At 69.6% G+C, this 20,023-nt stretch carries 14 protein-coding genes; 1 reads left to right on the forward strand and 13 read right to left on the reverse strand.

Going from position 1 to position 20,023, the window contains the following annotated elements:
• Window position 1: 1 nt before the first annotated feature.
• From RS84_RS09780 to RS84_RS09795, 4 genes are all read right to left on the reverse strand, one after another.
• Window positions 2-1,522: an extracellular solute-binding protein gene (locus RS84_RS09780; RefSeq protein ID WP_045257613.1), complete on the reverse strand. Its 1,521-nt coding sequence runs from the start codon at window positions 1,520-1,522 to the stop codon at window positions 2-4.
• Window positions 1,519-2,190, reverse strand: coding sequence for a YesL family protein (locus tag RS84_RS09785; RefSeq protein WP_045257614.1), 672 nt, complete (start codon window positions 2,188-2,190; stop codon window positions 1,519-1,521). The genes RS84_RS09780 and RS84_RS09785 overlap by 4 nt, the downstream gene beginning before the upstream one ends.
• Window positions 2,190-3,047 carry an ABC transporter permease gene (locus RS84_RS09790; protein ID WP_321163037.1) on the reverse strand — a complete coding sequence of 286 codons (858 nt, stop codon included), beginning with the start codon at window positions 3,045-3,047 and terminating at the stop codon, window positions 2,190-2,192. The genes RS84_RS09785 and RS84_RS09790 overlap by 1 nt, the downstream gene beginning before the upstream one ends.
• Before the next feature lie 263 nt (window positions 3,048-3,310).
• Window positions 3,311-4,321, reverse strand: coding sequence for a LacI family DNA-binding transcriptional regulator (locus RS84_RS09795; protein WP_045257616.1), 1,011 nt, complete (start codon window positions 4,319-4,321; stop codon window positions 3,311-3,313).
• A gap of 56 nt (window positions 4,322-4,377) precedes the next feature.
• On the opposite strand from RS84_RS09795, the gene RS84_RS09800 reads away from it, so the two are divergent.
• Window positions 4,378-5,424 carry a M24 family metallopeptidase gene (locus RS84_RS09800; protein WP_235281451.1) on the forward strand — a complete coding sequence of 349 codons (1,047 nt, stop codon included), beginning with the start codon at window positions 4,378-4,380 and terminating at the stop codon, window positions 5,422-5,424.
• A 3-nt stretch (window positions 5,425-5,427) separates the two neighbouring features.
• Here the strand turns inward: RS84_RS09800 and RS84_RS09805 are convergent, their stop codons facing one another.
• The 9 genes from RS84_RS09805 to RS84_RS09845 all read right to left on the reverse strand — a co-directional run bounded on the left by RS84_RS09805 (window position 5,428) and on the right by RS84_RS09845 (window position 20,014).
• Window positions 5,428-6,555 (reverse strand): Gfo/Idh/MocA family protein, encoded by a 1,128-nt coding sequence (locus RS84_RS09805; protein WP_045257617.1) that lies wholly within the window; start codon window positions 6,553-6,555, stop codon window positions 5,428-5,430.
• Window positions 6,556-6,688: 133 nt separating this feature from the next.
• Entirely contained in the window at window positions 6,689-8,443 is a 1,755-nt protein-coding gene (locus RS84_RS09810) for a DUF5605 domain-containing protein (RefSeq protein WP_045257618.1), read from the reverse strand.
• Between the two features lie 32 nt (window positions 8,444-8,475).
• Complete coding sequence (locus RS84_RS09815; RefSeq protein WP_045257619.1) at window positions 8,476-11,259, reverse strand: alpha-L-rhamnosidase; 2,784 nt, start codon at window positions 11,257-11,259, stop codon at window positions 8,476-8,478.
• Complete coding sequence (locus RS84_RS09820; protein WP_045257620.1) at window positions 11,256-12,770, reverse strand: glycoside hydrolase family 43 protein; 1,515 nt, start codon at window positions 12,768-12,770, stop codon at window positions 11,256-11,258. Before RS84_RS09820 ends, RS84_RS09815 begins: the two co-directional genes overlap by 4 nt.
• Before the next feature lie 24 nt (window positions 12,771-12,794).
• Window positions 12,795-13,925 (reverse strand): serine hydrolase domain-containing protein, encoded by a 1,131-nt coding sequence (locus RS84_RS09825; RefSeq protein ID WP_052676313.1) that lies wholly within the window; start codon window positions 13,923-13,925, stop codon window positions 12,795-12,797.
• Window positions 13,922-16,327, reverse strand: coding sequence for a beta-glucosidase (locus tag RS84_RS09830; protein ID WP_045257621.1), 2,406 nt, complete (start codon window positions 16,325-16,327; stop codon window positions 13,922-13,924). Before RS84_RS09830 ends, RS84_RS09825 begins: the two co-directional genes overlap by 4 nt.
• Window positions 16,324-17,175: an ATP-binding cassette domain-containing protein gene (locus RS84_RS09835; protein ID WP_045257622.1), complete on the reverse strand. Its 852-nt coding sequence runs from the start codon at window positions 17,173-17,175 to the stop codon at window positions 16,324-16,326. Before RS84_RS09835 ends, RS84_RS09830 begins: the two co-directional genes overlap by 4 nt.
• A complete protein-coding gene (locus tag RS84_RS09840; RefSeq protein ID WP_045257623.1) occupies window positions 17,172-19,076 on the reverse strand; it encodes a dipeptide/oligopeptide/nickel ABC transporter permease/ATP-binding protein in 1,905 nt (634 codons plus the stop codon). Before RS84_RS09840 ends, RS84_RS09835 begins: the two co-directional genes overlap by 4 nt.
• Window positions 19,073-20,014 carry an ABC transporter permease gene (locus RS84_RS09845; protein ID WP_045257624.1) on the reverse strand — a complete coding sequence of 314 codons (942 nt, stop codon included), beginning with the start codon at window positions 20,012-20,014 and terminating at the stop codon, window positions 19,073-19,075. The genes RS84_RS09840 and RS84_RS09845 overlap by 4 nt, the downstream gene beginning before the upstream one ends.
• Between the last annotated feature and the right edge of the window lie 9 nt (window positions 20,015-20,023).

The following is a 20,023-nucleotide window of genomic DNA, read 5'->3' on the forward strand; positions in this document are numbered from 1 at the left end:
ATCACTTGCTCTCGGCGTAGGAGGCGGTGAACTCCTCGATCATCTTGTCGAGTCCCTGGCTGCCGAGTGCGTCGATCGCATCCTCGTAGCCGTCCATGTCGAGCTGGCCGACCATGTACTTGTTGTAGGCATCGTTGGCGGCCTGCTGGATCGTCGACCAGCTCTGGTCGAACGTCACGGAGGAGAGCGGCTGCGTCGGGTCGACGACGGCGAACTCGGCGTTCTCGGCGATCTTCTCGTTGCCCTCGTCTACGTACGGCGAGGAGCTCTTGAACGTCGTGACGATGTCCGACGGGCGAGACGAGTTGTACGGCTGCACCTCCTGCTCCCACGTGGCCTGGTCGGTGATCGTGACGACGCCGTCGTCGTCCACCGTGTAGTGCTCGCCCTCGATGCCGTTCGTCATCAGCGCGTACGCCTCCTCGTCGAGCAGCTTGTCGATGAACGCGAGGATCGACTTCAGCTCGGCCTCGTCCTTCACCTGCGTGGTCGACATCGCCAGCCAGCCGCCGAATCCGCCGCCCGTGTCGGAGAGGATGCGGCGCGGTACGTCGTCGAAAGTGATGTCGTTGATGAGCGCCCACGCCATCGGGGTGTTCGGGTCGGCGCTCAGAGCGAGGTTCATGTAGTTCTTCGCCTCGAACAGGCCGGTCACGACGATGCCGCCCTTGCCCTGGGCGATCGCATCCTGCTGGTTCTGCTTCTGCATGGTCACGAACTCGCTGTTCACCGCTCCCTGCTCGTACAGGCCGCGGTACCACTCCATGGCGTCCTTGAACTCGTCGGTCTGGAAGGCGGGGACGACCTCGTCGTCATCCGTGATCTCCCAGTTGTTGCCTGCGCCGAAGTAGCCGGCCAGCGTCTTGAATCCGAGCTTGAAGCTCTCCAGCCGGTCGATGAACCCGGTGGTGTCGTCCTGTCCGTTGCCGTCCGGGTCCTGAGTGGCGAACGCCACCGCCACATCGCCGAGCTCCTCGATCGTGTGCGGTGCCTCGAGACCGAGGTTGTCGAGCCAGTCCTGGCGCACCAGCACGCCGTAGCGGGCCATCGGCTTCTGGAAGGGCACGCCGTACAGATGGCCGTCGACGCGGGCCGAGGCGATCGTCTGCTCGTCGATCTTCGACAGATTGGGGTAGTCCTTCAGATACTTCTCGACGTCCCAGAACTGCCCGGACTTGAGTGCCTGGCGCACCGAGGTGTTCGACGTGTTGGTGATGGAGGTGATGTCGGCGAGCGAGTCCGAGGCCAGCGCCGCGTTGATCTTCTCGTCCTTCGACGCGTCGGGCACCCACTGGATGTCGAGCTTCGTGCCGGTGTACTCCTCGAGCGCCGTCTGGATCGGGCCGTCGGCCTCCGGAGTGGTGGGCGTGTGCAGCATCGTCATCCAGGTGACGCTCTCTGCAGGCTTGGTCTCGGCGTTGCCGCCGCCGTCGGAGTCGCCCGACGAGCCGCACGCCGTGAGCGCGAGCGCCGCGGCGACGACGGAAGCGACGGTGATTCCGAGTCTGGACTGATTCCTCATTCTGATGTTCCTCTCGCAAGGTGCAGATGAGCCGGCGAGGTTTCGCGCGGCGTCGGGGGTGAAGTCTGAGCGTCGTCCAGCTGACCGAACACGATGCGCGTGACGAAGCCGACCGCGGCGGCGGGGATGCCGACGCCGAACAGCACGAGCACGGGCAGCGCGCAGGAGGCGAGCAGCCAGACGACGGCCGCGACCGCGGCGGCGGCGACGATCGTCCAGTGCAGCGATCCGACGCCGATCAGCAGGGCGGCGACGATCTGGCGGGGGATGCTGCGGATGTCGGTGGCCGCCATCACCGCGAACACGTAGGCCGCGATGATGCCGATCACGACGAGCGCGACGACGTTGGCGAACTGCAGCAGCCAGCTGGATCCGGTGAAGATGTTGGTCACGATGATCGCGGTCGCGGCGAGCAGGATCCAGCCCATCGCAGCCGTGTGCCAGTAGCGCGTGCGCAGATGGCCGATGAAGGCGGCGGTGACCGGCGGCGTCTCGCCACGGCGGAACCATCCGTCGATGTAGGCGGCTACCGCATACGAGGCCGGTCCGATGCCGAACACGACCAGCCCGAGCGCGGTCGCCGCGATCCAGAGCAGGTTGAGGTAGGCGACGCGGTAGACGGCCCGCAGGAACAGGTTCAGGCGCATGAACGCCTCGTACGAGAACATCAGTACACGCCCTCCTCGCCGAGCTTCTTCGCGAGCCTGTTGGCTGCGATGACGAGGATGAGCCCCACGAGCCCCTTGAACAGGCCCACCGCGGTGGCGTAGCTGAGCTGTCCGTTCTGGATTCCGGCGGTGTAGACGTAGGTGTCGAAGATCTCGCCGAGATCGCGGTTCAGCGAGTTCAGCATCAGGAACATGTGCTCGAACCCGAGTTCGAGGAAGTCGCCGATCGCGAGGATGAACATCACGATGATGGTCGGTCGGATCGCGGGGAGCGTGATGTGCCAGGTCTGCAGCCAGCGTCCGGCGCCGTCGAGCTCGGCAGCCTCGTAGAGCTCCATGTCGACCCCGGTCATCGCGGCGAGATAGATGATCGTTCCCCAGCCGGCCGTCTTCCAGATCTCCTGCATCGTGTAGAGCGGCCGCAGCCAGTTCGGGTCGGTGAGGAACGGGACGGCATCCATTCCCCACGACTTCAGAAGCGCGTTGATGCTGCCGCCGTCGGTGGTCAGCAGCACGTAGAAGAGCGAGACGACGATGACCCAGGACATGAAGTGCGGAAGGTAGATGATCGTCTGGATGCTGCGCTGGAACAGCTTCGAGCGCAGTTCGTTCAGCAGGAGCGCGAGGATGATCGGCACCGGGAACGAGAAGACGAGCAGCAGCAGCGACACCGACACCGTGTTGACCAGCAGCATCACGAACGTGGACTCGCTGAAGAACCGGATGAAGTGATCGAAGCCGACCCAGGGGCTGCCGCCGATGCCGCGGAACGGCGAGTAGTCCTGGAAGGCGATGATCAGCCCGCCCATCGGCACGTACTTGAAGATGATGAAGTACGCGATGCCAGGGATGGCCATCAGATACAGCGCGCGATGCCGCCATATGCTCTGCCACCACGGGCGGGTCCGAGGGGTGACGGAAGTGTGTGCTGCCGTCGCGTCAACGCTCACCATCGGTGCGCCCTTCTGTTCTCGCCGTCGAGTCCGGTGAGGGGGAATTCACCAGAAAGCGTTTCCCCGAGTAACCGGTTTCCCGAGAGTAGCATGCACGACGGATGCCGACAACCGGCAGTTTCTCCGCTGGGGGTCTCGACTCCCCGGCGCGCCGTCAGCGCCCGGAATCAGACCTGCGGAGCCGGGTTCCTGACCGGGCCTGTGCTGGCGCGGATGACGACCTCGGGCGTGAAGATCGCAGAGGCGGTGGGCTCGCCGCCGGTGAGAAGGGCGTGCATCGCGGCCCACGCGTCTCGTCCGATCTCGAAGGAGGGGACGGCCGCGGTCGTGAGCGGGGGCGTGGTGTACGCGGCGAACGGGATGTCGTCGAAACCGGCGATCGACAGATCTTCGGGCACGCGGATGCCGCGAGTCGAGACCGCCGACAGCAGCCCCATCGCCACGAGGTCGTTGAACGCCAGCGCAGCCGTCGCCCCGCTCGAGATCACCGCGTCGGCTGATGCGGCTCCGCTGTCGAAATCGACGCCGGCAGGTATCTCGACGAACTCGACGTCGCCGCTGGTCGAGGCGTCGGCGATGGCGCGCTTGCGCGCTTCGCCCGAGGCGCTGGCGACGACTCCGGAGAGGAATGCGATTCGTCGGTGGCCGAGGCTGCGCAGGTGCGCGATCAGCTCGGTGGTGGCGGCCCCGTAGTCAGCCGCCACGGTCGGCACGTCGGCCTGCGGAGGGCGATTGATCACGACGGCCGGGGCGACAGAGGGGAGGAGTGCGGACAGCCCGCTCTGCGGCAGGCGCGGAGCACAGAGGATCACGCCGTCCGTGCGGCGGCGCGTCGTCGTGACGAGCGCCGCCTCTTCGTCGACCTGCTCTGCGGTGTCGGAGATCAGCACGTGGTAGCCGTCGGCGGACGCCGCCCGGCTGAGCCCGCGGAGGATCGCCTGGAACGTGGGGTTGGCGAGATCGGGGATGACGACGGACACCGTCTGGGTTCGCCCGAGCACGAGGCTGCGCGCGACGGGGTTGGCGGCGTACCCGAGCTCGGCGGCTGCGGCTTTGACGCGGTCTGCCAGTGCGGGATCGACCGTCGGGTTGTCGTTCATCGCGCGCGACACGGTCGACAGGGAGACGCCGGCGAGTCGGGCGACGTCGATGATGCCGGGGCGCGTGGAGCGTGCCATGTGATTCCCATCTTCCGCATTCGGCGGAATCCGGTCATACTACGAGAAAACGTTTTATGACCGGAGGTGCCGTGGTCGGTTCGTACCTGGATCGTATCGAGAAGCAGCAGAGGATCGCCCGAGTGCGCGAGTCGGCCGGCGGACCGCTGCTGCTCACCTCTCACGAATCCATCGCCTGGTACCTCGAGGGGGTGCGCACGCACGTCTCGCTCGCCGGTCCCCCGGTGCTGGCGGTGCGGGCTGACGTCGACGGGGACACGCTGTACGTGGCCGACAACGAGGCTGACCGGCTGATCGCCGAAGAGCTGCTGCCGGAAGATGCCGAGCGCGTGGTCCGCGTGCCCTGGTGGATTCCACCGGCTGCGGCCGCCGAGCCCGCGATCGCCGAGACCGAGGTCGGTGCGGCCCTGCGGGCGGCCAGGGCGGGGATGCTGCCTGCCGAGGTCGGCCGATACCGGCTGATCGCTGGTGAGACCGCCGAGGCGCTCACGGAGGCGCTCACCGTCGTTCATCCTGCACAGACCGAGCGGGAGACGGCATCCGCCGTGTCGGCGGCGCTCGCCGCGCGGGGCATCGATCCCCTGGTCGTGCTGGTCGCAGGCAGCGAGCGGAGCGGCTTTCGGCATCCGCTGCCGACGTCCGGACGACTCGGCGACCGTGCCATGGTGGTCGTGTGCGGGCGCCGTCATGGATTGATCGCGAATGCCACGCGGTGGATCGGGGAGTCTGTCGACGACGAGCCGATCCTCGCTGTCGAGCACGCGTTCTTCGAGGCCTCGATGCCGGGGCGTCGACTCGATGACGCGTTCGCCGCGGGCTGTGCCGCGTACGGGCGCGCGGGCTTCGATGCAGATGAATGGCAGCGGCACCACCAGGGCGGACCGACCGGCTATGCCGGGCGCGACCCGCGCGCCACCGCATCCACCGCCGATCTGCTCGTCGAGAATCAGGCGTTCGCCTGGAATCCGACCGCGCCGGGCGTCAAGATCGAGGACACGGTGCTGCGCACCGCTGAGGGCTGGGAGGTGCTCACGATCGACGACCGCTGGCCGTCGGTCGAGTACGAAGGGATGCTGCGGCCGGCGACGCGTCCGTACGCCTGAGCGTCAGCGGCTCACCGACGCCGTGCGCCTGCCGGCGATCGCGGCGCGCGCGAACGGCGCGTCGAGCTCGCTGAAGAGCGCCCCGCTGCGCGCCGTGCGCTCGATCCAGTCGTCGATGCCCTCGATCGTGGTCAACGGGGAGGGGCCGTCGGTGCGCACCGTCAGCTCGGACGCCGGGATCGCGAAGGGGGAAGGGGCGGTGCGCACCGCTTCGAGGACGGTCATGAAGGCGCCGGTCTCGACGAGCGGAGAAGAAAGCGGTACGCCGTGCTCCCGGTGATCGAGCAGCTCTTCGAACAGGTCGGTGCGGCCCGTGCGCTCCCTCCGGCCGTCGGCGTACGTCAGCTCGTCTTCGGTGTAGGCGAAGACGACGTCGCCCGATGCCGTGCGAACCTCGATCAGAGGAACCTTCTGCTCCGGGCTCGCGAGCGTCAGCGCGGCCGTGATGCGGCGGCCGTCATGCAGCGTGATCCGCACGGAAGAGGTGTCGTCGGCCTCGATGTCGTTGGCGCGGTACAGCTCGAGGTCGATGCGCTGCACGTCTTCTCTGCGCCGTGCGCCGGCGATGCGCAGGGAGGTCGCGATGGCGTGAGCGAGAGGATTGGTCACGACGCCGTCGACGATGGGCACGCCGTCGAGGGCGCGACGGCCGGCCCACGCCGAACGCGACCAGTACGCGGCATCCCTCGTCCAGCTCGCCCACGTCGCGATCGACGTCGGAGCGCCGAGAGCGGCGATCTTCTCGAGCGCATGCGAGCCGAAGCTCTGGAAGCCGATCTGGACTGCGCGTCCCGTGCGCTCCTGCGCGGCGAGGAGCTGGCTGAACTGGTCCATGGTCGCGACCGGCGGCTTCTCGAGGTACACGTCGCTGCCGGCCTCGAGTGCCCGCATCGCCAGCGGGAAATGCGTGCCGGTCGGAGTCGCGATCACTGTGATGTCGGGGCGGATGCCGCTGTCGAGTGCCGCATCGAGGCTGGGGAACGCCGGGACGTCGGAGGCGAAGCCCTCGGCAGGACCGCCGGCCGGGTCTGCGACGGCGATCAGGCGAGCGCGGTCGGAGAGCCTCTCGAGGTTGCGGAGGTGCACCGCGCCGAAGCCGCGGGTTCCGACCAGGAGCACGTCGTGGGTCATGGTGTCCTCTTCCGGGATCGTGTCTCCCCAGGGTAAGGGAAAGCGTTTACCGATGCAAGGGAGCGATGCTGAGGTCAGCCGAGCAGGCCCTCAGCGAGATCGGGGACGCGGGAGCGCCGAGGGCGGAGGCGCCTCAGACCCGGGTGAGGCGCACGGCCATGAACTGCCGCCCGGGGAGCTCGACGCGCACGGAGCCGGCCGGATGGGTGCCCGGCATCCGCTCCACCGTCATGTTCCACGTGTCGATCACGTCGATCGTCCACTCGCCCTCGTCGAGCATGAGGTTGCGGAAGCGCGGCCGGTTGAAGCCGAAGTAGCCGACCTTCACGCGACCGGCGATGCCGCCCCAGGGGACGTCCCAGTCGCTCGGCAGAGGATCCCATGCCCCCTCGGGCGCCTCGGCGAGCAGCTCCTCGAGGAAGCGGATGCGGTCGGGAGAGGTGCCGTGCAGCACTCCGCCCTTCGACCACCACAGAACCTCGTCGTCGAGCCCGAGTGCGGAAGGCAGGTAGGTCTCGCCGTGGCCGCAGTAGCCGCCGCGAACAGCGGCCTCCCAGAATCGCCGCACCATCTCCTCGCCGGTGATGTTTCCCCAGCCCTGATCGATGTCGCCCTCGTAGGCGCACTCGTCGATCACGACGGGCTTGCCCCAGCGCTCGCGCCATTCGTCGGTGTTCTCGGCCGTGCGATACACGTCGACGCGCTGCACGCTCACGTGGGTGATCCACGCCGCGGAGTAGTCGTAGAACGGGCGGCAGTTGTGGATCGAGTTCAGATGCCCGAACGGGTCCTCTTCGCCGACGATCGCGGCAAGGCGCTCCCAGTCGGCCGTGTCCTTGGCCCACAGCAGGTCGTACTCGTTGGCCATCGACCACCACACGTTGGCGAATCCGGCCAGGCGTCGCACGACGTAGCGCAGGTAGCGGTCGTCGACCGCGGGACCCATGTCGGCGAAGCCCCACCGGTCGTAGGCATGGAACAGGATGAGGTCGGCCTGGATGCCGAGGTCGGCGAGCTGCGCGATGCGATGCTCCAGACGGCGGAAGTGCGCCGGATCGAAGCGCTCCAGATCGAAGCCGTCATCGAGCGAGCCGACGAAGGGGAAGTCGTCCGGCTCGTTCGCGTTGTACAGATACGACTTCGGGAACACGCACATGCGCATCTTCGTGAACGGCGACTCGGCGAGAGTCGCCAGGGTCTGATGCTGCAGATCCTCCGGCTGGTGCGTCCAGGCGTAGGCCGTGGTGCCGAGCGGCCGGTGCCTGGTGCCGTCTGCATGCCGGAAATGGAATCCGTCGACGCGCACCGGACCGTGCGAACCCTTCACGGGCGGCCCGACCACGACCGATCCGGTCAGTCCGTCGAGCGAGCGAGCGGTCGACCGGGTGACGAAGCTCCACTCGCCCTCGGCATCCGCCAGCGCCCTGATGACGTAGGCGCCGTCGCCGTCGTAGAACCCGCCGACCCGCACCTCTTCGCCCGCACGCGTGAACACGGCGTCGAGTTCGACATCGACGAACGGGTTGCCGTGCGAGGGGCCGTCGATGCGGATCTCGAGCGGAGCCCACAGCGCGACCTCAGCCGGAGCGACCACGGTCGCCGAGCCGCGGACGACGTCGTCTGCCTCGTACGCGGGGTCGGGTTCGATCGCCGGCGCGTACGGCGGCCGCTGCGCGTCTCCGCCGATCTCGGCCAGCTCGGCCCGGAGCCGGTCCCGCGCCTCCTGGGCTTCCAGCGACGGCACGAGCGCGATGAGCGACCCGAGTCTGCCGTCGCGGAACTGCGACGCCATCGGCGACGCGGCGAAGCCGGGCATCAGCCGTTCGAGCACGGCTCGAGCCGCGGGGTGGTCGAGAGCTTCTCCGAACGTGGAGCGGCGGTCGAACATCAGGATCTCCTCTGTGATGCAGGTCGGTCAGGTCAGGCGGTGGCGGTGCGCACGGCCGCGTCGACGCGTGCGAGCACGTCGGGCGGCGTGAACATGAGAGCGGTCGACAGCGGTCGGCCCGCGCCCCACATCGTGCTCGCGCGCACCGCCTCCGCGCGGTCGGGATCGATCTCGGCGAGCGTGTCGAGCAGGGCGCGGTAGGCGCGCGGGTCGTCGATCACGTCGGCGAGCGACGCCTTCAGTCCAGGCAGCGGCGGGCGGACGGATGCCGCGATCTCGCGGTACCGCCACTCGTGCGTGCCCGATCCGGCCTCGCTCGGCGCGCCCGGAATCGACACTTCGGCGGTGGTGTTCGCGGGAACGACGGCCGTGACCACGACCTCGTCTCCCTCACGCGCCCAGGACACGGCCGCCGTGCCGTAGGGCGTCTCATGCCGAGCGGACGCGCGGTCGAGAGCCGCAAGCGGACGAGGGGCGATGCGCAGCCTCCGGTAGCCGGGCTCTGCCGGGGCGAGTCCGGCTGCCGTGCGGTGCAGCCAGTCGGCCACCGCGCCGAGCGCGTAGTGGTTGAACGAGGTCATCTCACCCGGGTTGACCGATCCGTCCGGCAGCAGCGAATCCCATCTCTCCCAGACCGTGGTGGCGCCCTGCCTCACCGGGTACAGCCACGAGGGGCACTCGGTCTGCAGCAGCAGTCGCTCGGCGGCCGCGAGGTGACCGGTGTGCGCGAGCGCGTCGGTCACGAGCGGCGTGCCGACGAATCCGGTGGCGATGCGATACCCGCCCTCGCGCACGAGCGCCGCGAGCCGATCGCCGAGTGCGTCGCGCTGGGCGGCATCCGTCACCAGGTCGAACTCGAGCGCGAGCGCGTAGGCGGTCACGGCGTCGCTCATCATGCGTCCGGCCGGGGTCACGTACTCGGCGACGAAGGCCGATCGGCTGCGCTCGGCGAGCTCCGCGTATGTCGCGGCATCCGCCTCGTGGCCGAGCAGCAGCGCGGCATCTGCGACCTGTCGCAGGGAGCGGGCCAGGTACGCCGTGGCGACGATGTCGGAGTCGACCTTCGCCTTGCCGGGCTGGTCCGGCGGAGCCGCCGGGTCGAGCCAGTCTCCGAGCTGCATCCGTCCGGCCCACAGGCCGCTGTTCCCCGCATCCCGGAGGACGGTGTCGACCCAGTCGCGCATGCTCGGGTACTGGGCCTCGAGCACCGCGCGATCGCCGAAGCGCTCGAACAGCACCGTGGGCACGACCGTCGCGGCATCGCCCCAGGCGGCAGGCGTCGCACCCTCCGACGCGCCGAACGCGGGGAGCGCCGCGGGCACGACCAGGGGCACGGCTCCATCGTTTCGACTCTGCTCGAGTGCGAGGTCGCGCAGCCACGAGGTGAGGAAGCCGTCGCAGTCGTAGAGGAAGCTCGCGGTCGGCGCGAACACCTGGATGTCGCCCGTCCATCCCAGGCGCTCGTCGCGCTGCGGGCAGTCGGTCGGGATCGACAGGAAGTTGCCGCGCATGCCCCACACGACGTTCTCGTGCAGGCGGTTCAGCAGGGGGTCGGATGCCTCGAACCAGCCCGTGCGGGTCATGTCGGTGTGCAGCACTACGGCCTCGACGTCGGCAGGGGAGACGTCGAGGCCGGCGATCTCGGCGTAGCGGAAGCCGTAGAAGGAGAAGCGCGACTCGAGCACGTCGTCTTCGCCCGACAGATCGAAGGTCGCGGTCGCTGCGGCGTTGCGCAGCGGCCGCAGCGCGAGCTCGCCGTCTTCGAGAACCTCTGCATGACGGACGACGACGCGCGTGCCTGCGGGTCCGCGAGCACGGATGCGCAGGCGACCGACCAGGTTCTGACCGAAATCGAGGATGCGCCCGCCCGACGGCGTCGCGATCACCTCGGCGACCGGCATCGACTGGGTGCGCCGCACCGGCGGGGCGATGCGGGCTTCGGGAACGGGGACGTTCTCGAAGCCGGGCAGGGCGGCTACCCCCACACGGGCGGGCTGCCACGCCGTCGCGGTGCGGCGCAGATCCTGATGCTCACCGGGGTAGATGCCGCTGTCCACCACAGGTCCGTCGCCCGCGGCCTCCCAGCCCTCGCCGGTCGGGGCGAGCGTCTCGACGGAGCCGTCGGAGTAAGTCACCCGCAGCTGCGCGAGGAACGAGGGCTGCGTTCCGTAGAGACGGTTCGTGAACGTGAAGAAGCCGTACTTCTCCGTGTACCACGCACCGGCGATCGTGGCGCTCAGCTTGTTCTCTCCCTGGCGGAGCAGAGCGGTGACGTCGACGGTCTCATGCACGAGCCGATCCCGATAGGCGGTCCAGCCGGGCGCGAGCACCTCGTCGGAGACGGGCCGGCCGTTCACCGCCGGCTCGGCGACGCCGAGGGCCGTCCAGAACAGCAGCGCACGCTCGACCGCCCGGTCGAGCGTGAAGGTCGTGCGAAGCTCGGCCGGCTGCGCCTCGCGCTCGGCATGCGCGAGGCCCACAGGCTCGGCGACCCACTCGCCCTCGGCGAGGAACCCGGCCGACACGGTCAGCGGGGCGCTCCAGCCGGTGCCGGCACCCGACGAAGCGGTGGCGCGCACGCGCACCTGCCTGGTCTCGCCCGCAGAGAGCGGATCGAACGGCCAGGGGACCAGCGCGCTCTCACGCCCCTCGACGGTCACGGTGCGCTCGCCATCGCTGAGCTCGGCGGACGACTGCAGCCAGCCGGCCTCCGCTGTCTCGACGATCCAGCTCAGGCGAGGCGCAGGCGTGGCGACGAATGCGCTGTCGACCCGCAGTTCTGCCTTCAGGCGCGCAATACGCGCAGCATCCGTCATTCGTCGTCTCCTTCTGCGTTCCAGCTGAGCAGGGCGACATCGCCCGACACGGCGTACACGCCGATGACGCGTCCCGTGAACGATTCGGCGGTCTCCGACGAGAGGAATCGTCCGTCGATCCGCGCGAGCTCGATGCGCTCGCCGCCGACCGTGGCGGCGAGGTGGAACTCGTCGCTCGTGCGAGGGAAGCCTCCGTCAGCCGTGGGCGGGCGCGAGTCGATGTGCAGGTCGACGACGCCGCCCGAGAAGGGCGTCGTCCATTCCTGCACCAGATCTGCGATGACCGCGCGCGCGGTGATCACGCCGCCGCCCGCCTCGACCTCGACATGGAATCGCTCGTCGTAGCGCACCGCGAGGCCGCCCGTGCCGTCGCCGGCGTCGATGCGAGCCGTGACCGCGCTGTTCAGATGCTCCTGGCGGCGGCCCACGAAGACCGGGCGAGGGTCGTTCAGAGTGCGCCCGTCGCCGTGCAGGACGAGAGCGTCGGGCCTCGTGGTGAGGTCGGCGAGGGACGCCGGGAGGGCGCGCACCGCGATCCACTCGCCGTCGAGCTCGCGGGTCTCGCCGAAGTCGATGGCGGTTCGGGTGCCGGGACGGGGACTCAGCGGGACCGGGGCGATCGCCGGCCAGCCGTCATCCTGCCAGCGCACGGCCGTCACGAAGGTCTCCCGTCCGAGTGCCGAGAACGCGCGCGTCATGCTCCGCGGACGCACACCGAGCAGCACGCACAGCCAGTCGCCGTCCGGACCGATCACGAGATCGCCGTGGCCGGTGTTCTGGACGGGGCGGATCGTCGAGCGTGCAGACACCAGCGGGTTCTGCGGCGCGGTCTCGAAGGGCCCTTCGGGGGAGTCGCCGCGCGCGATCGACACTCCGTGCCCACGCTCCGTGCCGCCCTCCGCGATCATCAGATACCAACGGCCGTCGACGACGTAGAGGTGCGGGGCCTCGGGGAACTGCCCGCCCGTGCCCGACCACACCGAGCGCGGCTCTTCCAGGGCAACGTGGTTCTCGAGATCCACGCGCACCTGCTGGATCCCGAGGTGCCGACCCGCGTCCTCGCCGCCGAGGACGAGACCTGAGAAGGTGATGTAGACCGTGCCGTCCTCGCCCCAGGCGATATCGGGGTCGATGCCGTCGAGCGAGCCCGAGCGATCCTGCGTGAGGATCAGGTCGCCGTCGCTCCACGGACCCGCCGCGTCGGCCGCGGTGAAGTGCAGCATGCCGCGGCCCATCGCATCGGTGACGACCAGGTGGAACACGCCGTCGCGGTGCCGGATGGTCGGCGCCCAGGCGCCACCGGCCGTGGGGACCCCCTCGACGGCGAGCTGGCCGGGCCGCGTGGCGACGTGCCCGATGAGTTCCCAGCGCTTGAAGTCGGTCGAGCGATGGATCGGGATGCCGGGCAGATACTCGAACGTCGATGTCGCCAGGAACCACTCCTCGCCCACCCGCACGACCGAGGGGTCGGGGTGGAAGCCGTTGAGCAGCGGGTTGTACAGAGCGGGCATGGCGGTGCTTTCGGGGTCGATCGATCAGGAGAGGATGCGGCCGAGGTCTCGCGCGAGCGCGACGGCGCGCGGATCGGCGCCGCCCGGCCACGGACCGCGCACGATCGTCCACGCGAACGACAGCCCGGTGTCGGGGTCGACGCAGGCGAGGGCGCCCATCGCGCCGTCGTGGCCGAAGGCACGCGGGCCGCCGAAGGCGAGCTGCTGGGAGGGCTTCTGGAACACGATCGCGTGCGCGCGGTCGTGCTGGTGCAGAACCTCGTCGTAACCGCGGATCTGCTGCTGCCCGATCTGCGACACCGTGTCGGCGGAGAGGAACGCGGGGTTCGCGTCGATGCCGGTCACGGCCGCGGCGAAGAGCCGGGCCAGTCCACGGGCGGTGCCTGTGCCCGATCCTGCCGGGTGGCCGTACCGCCAGCTGCGCGGCGACAGGGCCAGGTCGACGTCGCCGGCCATCGAGGCGAACACCACAGGGCCGAGCGCCGAGAACGCGGGCTCGGTCGTGTCGGAGACGGGACGGATCATCGGCAGCAGATCGACCAGTCGCCCCTCTTCGGAGGCGGGCAAGCCGAGGAAGAAGTCGACGTCGTGCGGAGCGCGGATCTCCTGCTCGTAGAACTCGTGCAGCGTGCGGCCGGTCACCCGGTACACGAGCTCGTCGCCGAGGTTGCCGATCGTGATCGCGTGGTAGCCGAATGCACTGCCCGGATGCCAGAACGGCCAGCTCGCGGCGAGTCGCTCGGCCGCGGCGTGATGGTCGAGCAGCTCCTCCCAGCTCAGCGGCGGGGTCGCCTGCGGAAGACCCGCCTGGTGCGAGAGCAGCTGGCGCACGGTGACCGCGCCCTTGCCCTTCGCGGCGAACTCGGGCCAGTAGTGCGAGACCCGCTCGTCGAGGTCGAGATCCCCGCGCTCGACGAGGAGGCCGACCGACAGCCCGATCGTGTTCTTCGTGACGGAGTACGGCACCGTGACGGAGTGCTCACCGAGGTGCGGGCCGCCCCAGGCGTCGAGCACGGGTGCGCCGTCGTGGAACGCGGCCACCTGGAACGACAGGTCGGGATCGGAGGCGAGGAAGCCTTCGAGACGTGCGACCACCTCGGCGAGCCGATCGTCGGCGCGTCCCTGCAGAACCCCGGTCAGTGTGGAGAGAGTCATGCCTGCACCCACTCGACGCTCAGCGGCAGATCGGCGACAGAGGAGCCCACGCGCAGGGTGTAGGCGCCCGGCTCGACGACCCATTCACCCGCCCAGTGCGCCAGGCGTCGCGCCGGGACCGGCACGACGGCGGTGACGGTGCGTCCGGGCTCTGCGTGCACGACCGCGAATCCGACGAGCCAGCGAGCAGGGCGATCGACCGTCGAGTCGGCCCGCTCGGCGTACACCTGCACGACCTGCTTTCCTTCACGCTCGCCGGTGTTCGCCAGCGTCACCTCGACCGTGTCGTCGTGGCGCTGCGCGGTGCCCCACGACCACGTCGTGTAGCCGAGTCCATGTCCGAACGGGAACGCGGGCTGGACGTCGTCCTTGAGCCAGGCGCGGTAACCGATGTGCAGTCCCTCGGCGTAGACGAGGCGGCCGTCCACGGGGGTGACGTCGGCCACGGGGACGTCGGCCAGCGCCGCGGGCCAGGTGGTGGGAAGGCGTCCGCCGGGCTCCGCGGCGCCGGTGAGCACCTCGGCGATCGCGTGTCCGAACTCCTGTCCGCCGAAGTAGCCCTGCACGATCGCGGCGACCTCGCCCGCCCAGGGGAGGACGACCGGCGACCCGGCGTTCACGACCACGACGGTCGGGGTGCCTGTGGCGGCCACGGCGCGGACCAGGTCGTCCTGGCGGCCGGGAAGGTCGAGGTCGACGCGGTCGTAACCCTCCGACTCCACCTTGGAGTTCGTGCCGACGACGACCACGGCGACCTCGGCCGCGCTCGCTGCAGCGGCCGCACGGGCGATCAGCTCGTCAGGATCGGTGCGCTCGGGGGCGATGCCGAGAGTGACGCTGAGGGCTCCGTCGAGCGCGCCCCGCGACTCGCGTGTGAACTCGGCTCGAAGGTCGACGGCCCGCCCGGCCTCGACCGTGACGGCGGACGTGATCGAAGGCGGATTCAGGAACGCGGCGCCGAGGTCGGTTCCCTCGATCACGGGGACGTCGTCGAGCACGAGCTCGCCGTCGACGAAGATGCGACCGGGGTTGGCGCCCGCGAAGCCGAGCTGGATCTCGCCGCTCTCGGCCGGCGTGTACCTGGTCTCCAGCACGATCGTGCGGCTCGCGCCGATCGGCGCATCGCCACCGAACCACACCAGCGCCGTGGCGCGCCGATCCTCGGCGAACAGCTCGGTGCCGTCGGCTCCGTGGAACGACACCCGCACGCCCGGTCCGCCGGTGACGGGGTTCTCGATCGACGCGAGCGGGATCTCGGCCACACCCTCCTGCACGACGGCGCCGATCTCGTAGCTCACTTCGGCTGCAGGGAGGGCTGCGCGGATCGCGTCGAGCGGCGAGACGACCTTCTCGGGAAGAACCGTCGCAGATCCGCCGCCCTGCGTGCGGGCGTCCTTCGCGTTGTGTCCGATGATGGCGACCTTCGTGAGCCCGGCCAGGTCGAGCGGCAGCACACCGCTGTTCTGCAGCAGCACCGTGCCCTCGACGGCTGCCTCCTTCGCGAACGCGGGACCGTCGAGCGGGGCCGGCGCGACGGCATCCGCGCCCTCCAGGGCGCCCACGCGCTCGGCGAGAAGCAGGATGCGCAGGACCTTGCGGTCGATGTCGGCCTCGTCCACGCGACCGTCGTGGACGGCGTCGACGAGATCGGCCCACGCAGGGGCAGGCCCCGGCATGGCGAGATCCTGCGCGGCGGCGACGGCATCGAGGGATCGGACGGCTGTCCAGTCGCTGACGACCACGCCGTCGAAGCCCCACTCGCTGTTCAGCGGGTTCTCGAGCAGGTCGTTCTCGGTCATGGTCACCCCGTCGACGGAGTTGTACGCGCTCATGACCGACCACGCGCCGGCCTCGACAGCGCGCTCGAACGGAGCGAGATAGACCTCGCGCAGCGTGCGCTCGTCGACCTCGACGTCGACCGTGAACCGGTCGGTCTCGGAGTCGTTCGCGACGTAGTGCTTCGGAGTGGCGGCCACGCCGTTCTCCTGCATGCCGCGTACGTAGGCGGCGCCCAGCTCGGCCGTGAGCTCGGGGTCCTCGCTCAGGCATTCGAAATGGCGCCCGCCCAGGGGGGAGCGGTGCAGATTGATGGTCGGGCCGAGCACGACGTCGACGCCTTTGCGGCGGGCTTCGGATGCTGCAGCCGCGCCGTAGCGGTAGGCGAGATCGACGTCCCACGACGCTGCCAGCGCGGAGCCGGAGGGCAGGTTGAGCGAGGGCTCGCGCTCGTCCCACCGCGGTCCGCGGACACCCGCGGGGCCGTCCGACAGAGTGAGCGCGCGCAATCCGATCTCGGGCAGCGGCACGGTGGTCCAGAAGTCGGCACCCTGCACGAGCGCCGCCTTCTGCTCGAGGCTGAGCTTCTCGAGCAGCGGGCGGAGGTGATCGGTCGAGGCGGTCATGCGGCGGCTCCTTCTGAGGCCTTCTGTGCGTCGATGAGCGCACGGCGGTCGGCGCGGCGCTTCTGCTGCGCGTCGGGGTCGGGTACAGGGGCTGCGAGGAACAGCCGCTGCGTGTACGGATGCTGCGGGCGTGCGGTGACCTGGTCGCCGTCGCCCGTCTCCACGAGCTCGCCGCGGTACATCACGGCCACACGGTGGCTGATGTGGCGCACGACCGCGAGGTCGTGAGAGATGAAGAGGTAGGCGACCCCTGTGCGCTCCTGGATCTCGATGAAGAGGTCGAGAACGCGCGCCTGCGTCGACAGGTCGAGCGCCGACACAGGCTCGTCGCACACGATGAGCTTGGGATCCAGCGCCAGCGCGCGGGCGATCGCCACGCGCTGGCGCTGCCCGCCCGAGAACTCCCGGGGCAGCCGGCGGGCAGCATCCGCCGGCAGGCCCACCCTGTCGAGCAGGTCGGCGACCCGCGCGTTCGCCTCCTTGGCGGCGACGCCGCGCGCGGTGAGCGGCTCGGCGAGGATCTGCGCGATCGTCATCGACGGGTTCAGCGACGAGTACGGGTCCTGGAAGACGACCTGGATCTCGCTCGCGAGACCGCGGCGCTCCCGGCGATTCAGGTGCCCGATCTCGCGGCCGGCGTACTTCACGGAGCCGCCCGTCACGGGCGCGAGCCCCAGCACTGCTCGGCCGAGCGTCGTCTTGCCCGAGCCGGACTCGCCGACGAGGCCCACGGTCTCGCCGGGACGGATGTCGAGCGAGACTCCCTTGAGCGCGTGGAACGGCTGAGCCCGGAATCCCTTGCCGGGGTAGGTGACATGGAGGTCTGCGACCTCGAGCAGGTTGGTCATGACCGGCCTCCTTCGGCGGTTCCTGCGGTGCTTTCTGCGGTGCCTGCGGTGATGAGCGGGCCGCGAGCCGGGCCCTCGTCGAGGATCGCGTCGAGAAGCGACTGGGTGTAGGGGTGCGAGGGGCTGCGCAGGATCGTTCGGACCGGCCCCTGCTCGATGAACAGGCCCTGCTGCATCACGGTCACACGATCGCAGAGATCGGCGACGACGCCGAAGTTGTGCGTGACCAGCAGCATGGCCATCTGGCGCTCGCGCTGCAGGTCGCGCAGCAGGTCGAGGACCTCGGCCTGCACCGTCACGTCGAGCGCGGTGGTGGGCTCGTCGGCGATGATGAGATCGGGGTCGGTCGACACAGCTCCGGCGATCAGCACACGCTGAGCCATGCCGCCCGACACCTCGAAGGGATAGGCGTCGAACGTGCGCTTCGGATTCGGGATGCCGACGCGGTCGAGCAGGGCGAGGGCCTTCTCGGTCGCCTCCTTCTTCGACAGGCCCAGGTGCGCACGCAGCGGTTCGACCAGCTGGTATCCGATCGTGAACGAGGGATCGAGGTTGCTCATCGGCTCCTGCGGGATGTAGCCGATGCGCTTGCCGCGGATGCCGGCATAGGCGCGTTCCGAAGCATCCGCCAGCTGCGTGCCCTCGAAGTCGATCGAGCCTGCGGTGACGCGCCCGCCGCGGGGAAGCAGCCCGAGAACCGCGAAGGCGGTCTGGGTCTTGCCCGACCCGGACTCTCCGATCAGGCCGTGCACCTCGCCCTTGCGGATCTGCAGCGAGACGCCGTGGACGACCTCGATGTCCTCGCCCTGCGTCTGCTGGTACCCGACCCGCAGGTCGGAGATCGTGAGGATGGGGGCCGCTTCGAGTGCGTTCGTGCGCTCGCCATCGGGGTGCACGATCGTGTCGCCGACCACCGGCAGCTCGGTCGAGTCCTCGAGGGCGTCGAGGTCTCCGCCGGAGAGGCTGAGCGATGTGGTGACCGCCGCGATCGAGCCGGTCGCCGTGGTCACGGCGCGCCGACGCCGCCTGCGCACCACGGTCGTCCGCTCGAGCACGTCGCGCATGCCGTTGGCGAGCAGCGTGAGAGCGATCGCGGTGAGGGCGATCGCGAGCGACGGCCACACCATGAGCAGAGGCTGCTTGTAGATGTTCGCGAAGCCGTCGTTCAGCATGCCGCCCCAGGTCGGGACGCTCATGTCGCCGAGGCCGAGGAACTCGAGCCCGGACTGGATCGCGATCGCGATGCCGGTGATGATCGCCGACTGGATGATGATCGGCGCGCGGACCACCGAGAGGATGTGGCGGCCGATGATGCGCAGGTCGGAGAGGCCCGAGACGCGCGCGGCGTCGACGTACAGCTCGCCGCGCACTCCCGTGACCGCCGCGTAGACGAGGCGGTAGTAGGCGGGCGCGAGGAGGATGCCGAAGATGAGCATCGCGAGCCAGACGCTCGGGCCGAGCACGGTGCGGGCGGCGAGCAGGACGACCATGCCGGGCAGGGCCATCACGAGCGAGGTGACCCAGGATGCGACGGAGTCGAACCATCCGCGGTAGTAGCCGGCGATGAGACCCGAGATCACGCCGATCACGAGTGCGGTGACCACTGCCACGACGGCGGCGGCCAGGGTGATCTGGGTGGCGGCGAGCAGCCGGGAGAGCACGTCGCGGCCCGCGCTGTCGGCGCCGAGCGGGTGCGCGGCGCTGGGTGCGGCGAGCACCAGCTTGAGTGAGGCGACGTTGGGGTCGAACGGAGCGATCCAGCGTCCGATCACAGCGACCACGACGACCAGCAGCAGGAAGATCAGCGAGGCGAGCGAGACCGGACGGCGCACGAGGCGGCGCATGAGCGAGGTCTTCGCCGTCGGAGTCGGCACGGCGGGAGGTACTTCGATGGCGGTCATGAGAGTCGCACCTTCGGGTTGAGAGCGGCCTGCGCGAGGTCGATGACGAGGTTCACGATGAGCACGATCAGGGCGAACGCGATCACGACGCCCATCACCACGGGGATGTCACCCTGGGTGGTCGCGGTGACCGTGAGCTGGCCCATGCCGGGCAGGGCGAACACCTGCTCGACGATGACGGCGCCGCCGAGGAGCCCGATGAACTGCACCGCGAGCACGGCCAGCGCAGGACCGCCGGCGTTGCGCAGCACGTGCTTGTAGACGACGCTGCCGGACGACAGGCCGCGGGCGCGGAGCGTGCGCACGTAGTCGCGGGACATCGCATCGACCACAGAGCCGCGCACCTGCTGGGCGACCGAGGCGATCGCCCCGATCGACAGCGCGATGATCGGCAGAGTGACCGACGTGAGCCAGCCGCCGAACGAATCGGTGATCGGGATGTATCCGGTGGCCTTGAACCAGTGCAGGTTGATCGCGAAGATCAGCACGAGGTAGAGCGCGATCAGGAATCCGGGGACAGCGAAGCCGATCACCGAGATGAACTGCACGAGCGCATCGACCCAGCCGCCGCGGCGGGCGGCGAGGACGCCGAGCACGATGGCCAGGACGGCGGAGATGAGGGTGGCGCCGATCACGAGGGAGAGGCTGACGCTGAGGCGGCCGGACAGGCTCACCGAGACCAGCTGGCCGTTGAACCACGAGCGACCGAGGTCGCCGGTGAGGGCTGAGGTGAGCCAGTCCCAGTACTGCACGGCGAGGGGGCGGTCGAGTCCGAGCTCGGCGGACTTCTGGGCGACGAGCTCCTCGGTGGCGTTCTGGCCGAGGATGCGGCGCGCGATGTTCGCGCTGTCGAGGAAGAGGAGCCCGAACGTCACGATTGAGATGACGGCGAGCAGGACGACGCCGGAGAGTACCCGGCGCACGATGAACATGAGCATGCTGCGCTC

Origin of the sequence: Microbacterium hydrocarbonoxydans (genome assembly GCF_000956475.1) — a bacterium.
GTDB classification, from domain to species: Bacteria; Actinomycetota; Actinomycetes; order Actinomycetales; family Microbacteriaceae; genus Microbacterium; species Microbacterium hydrocarbonoxydans_A.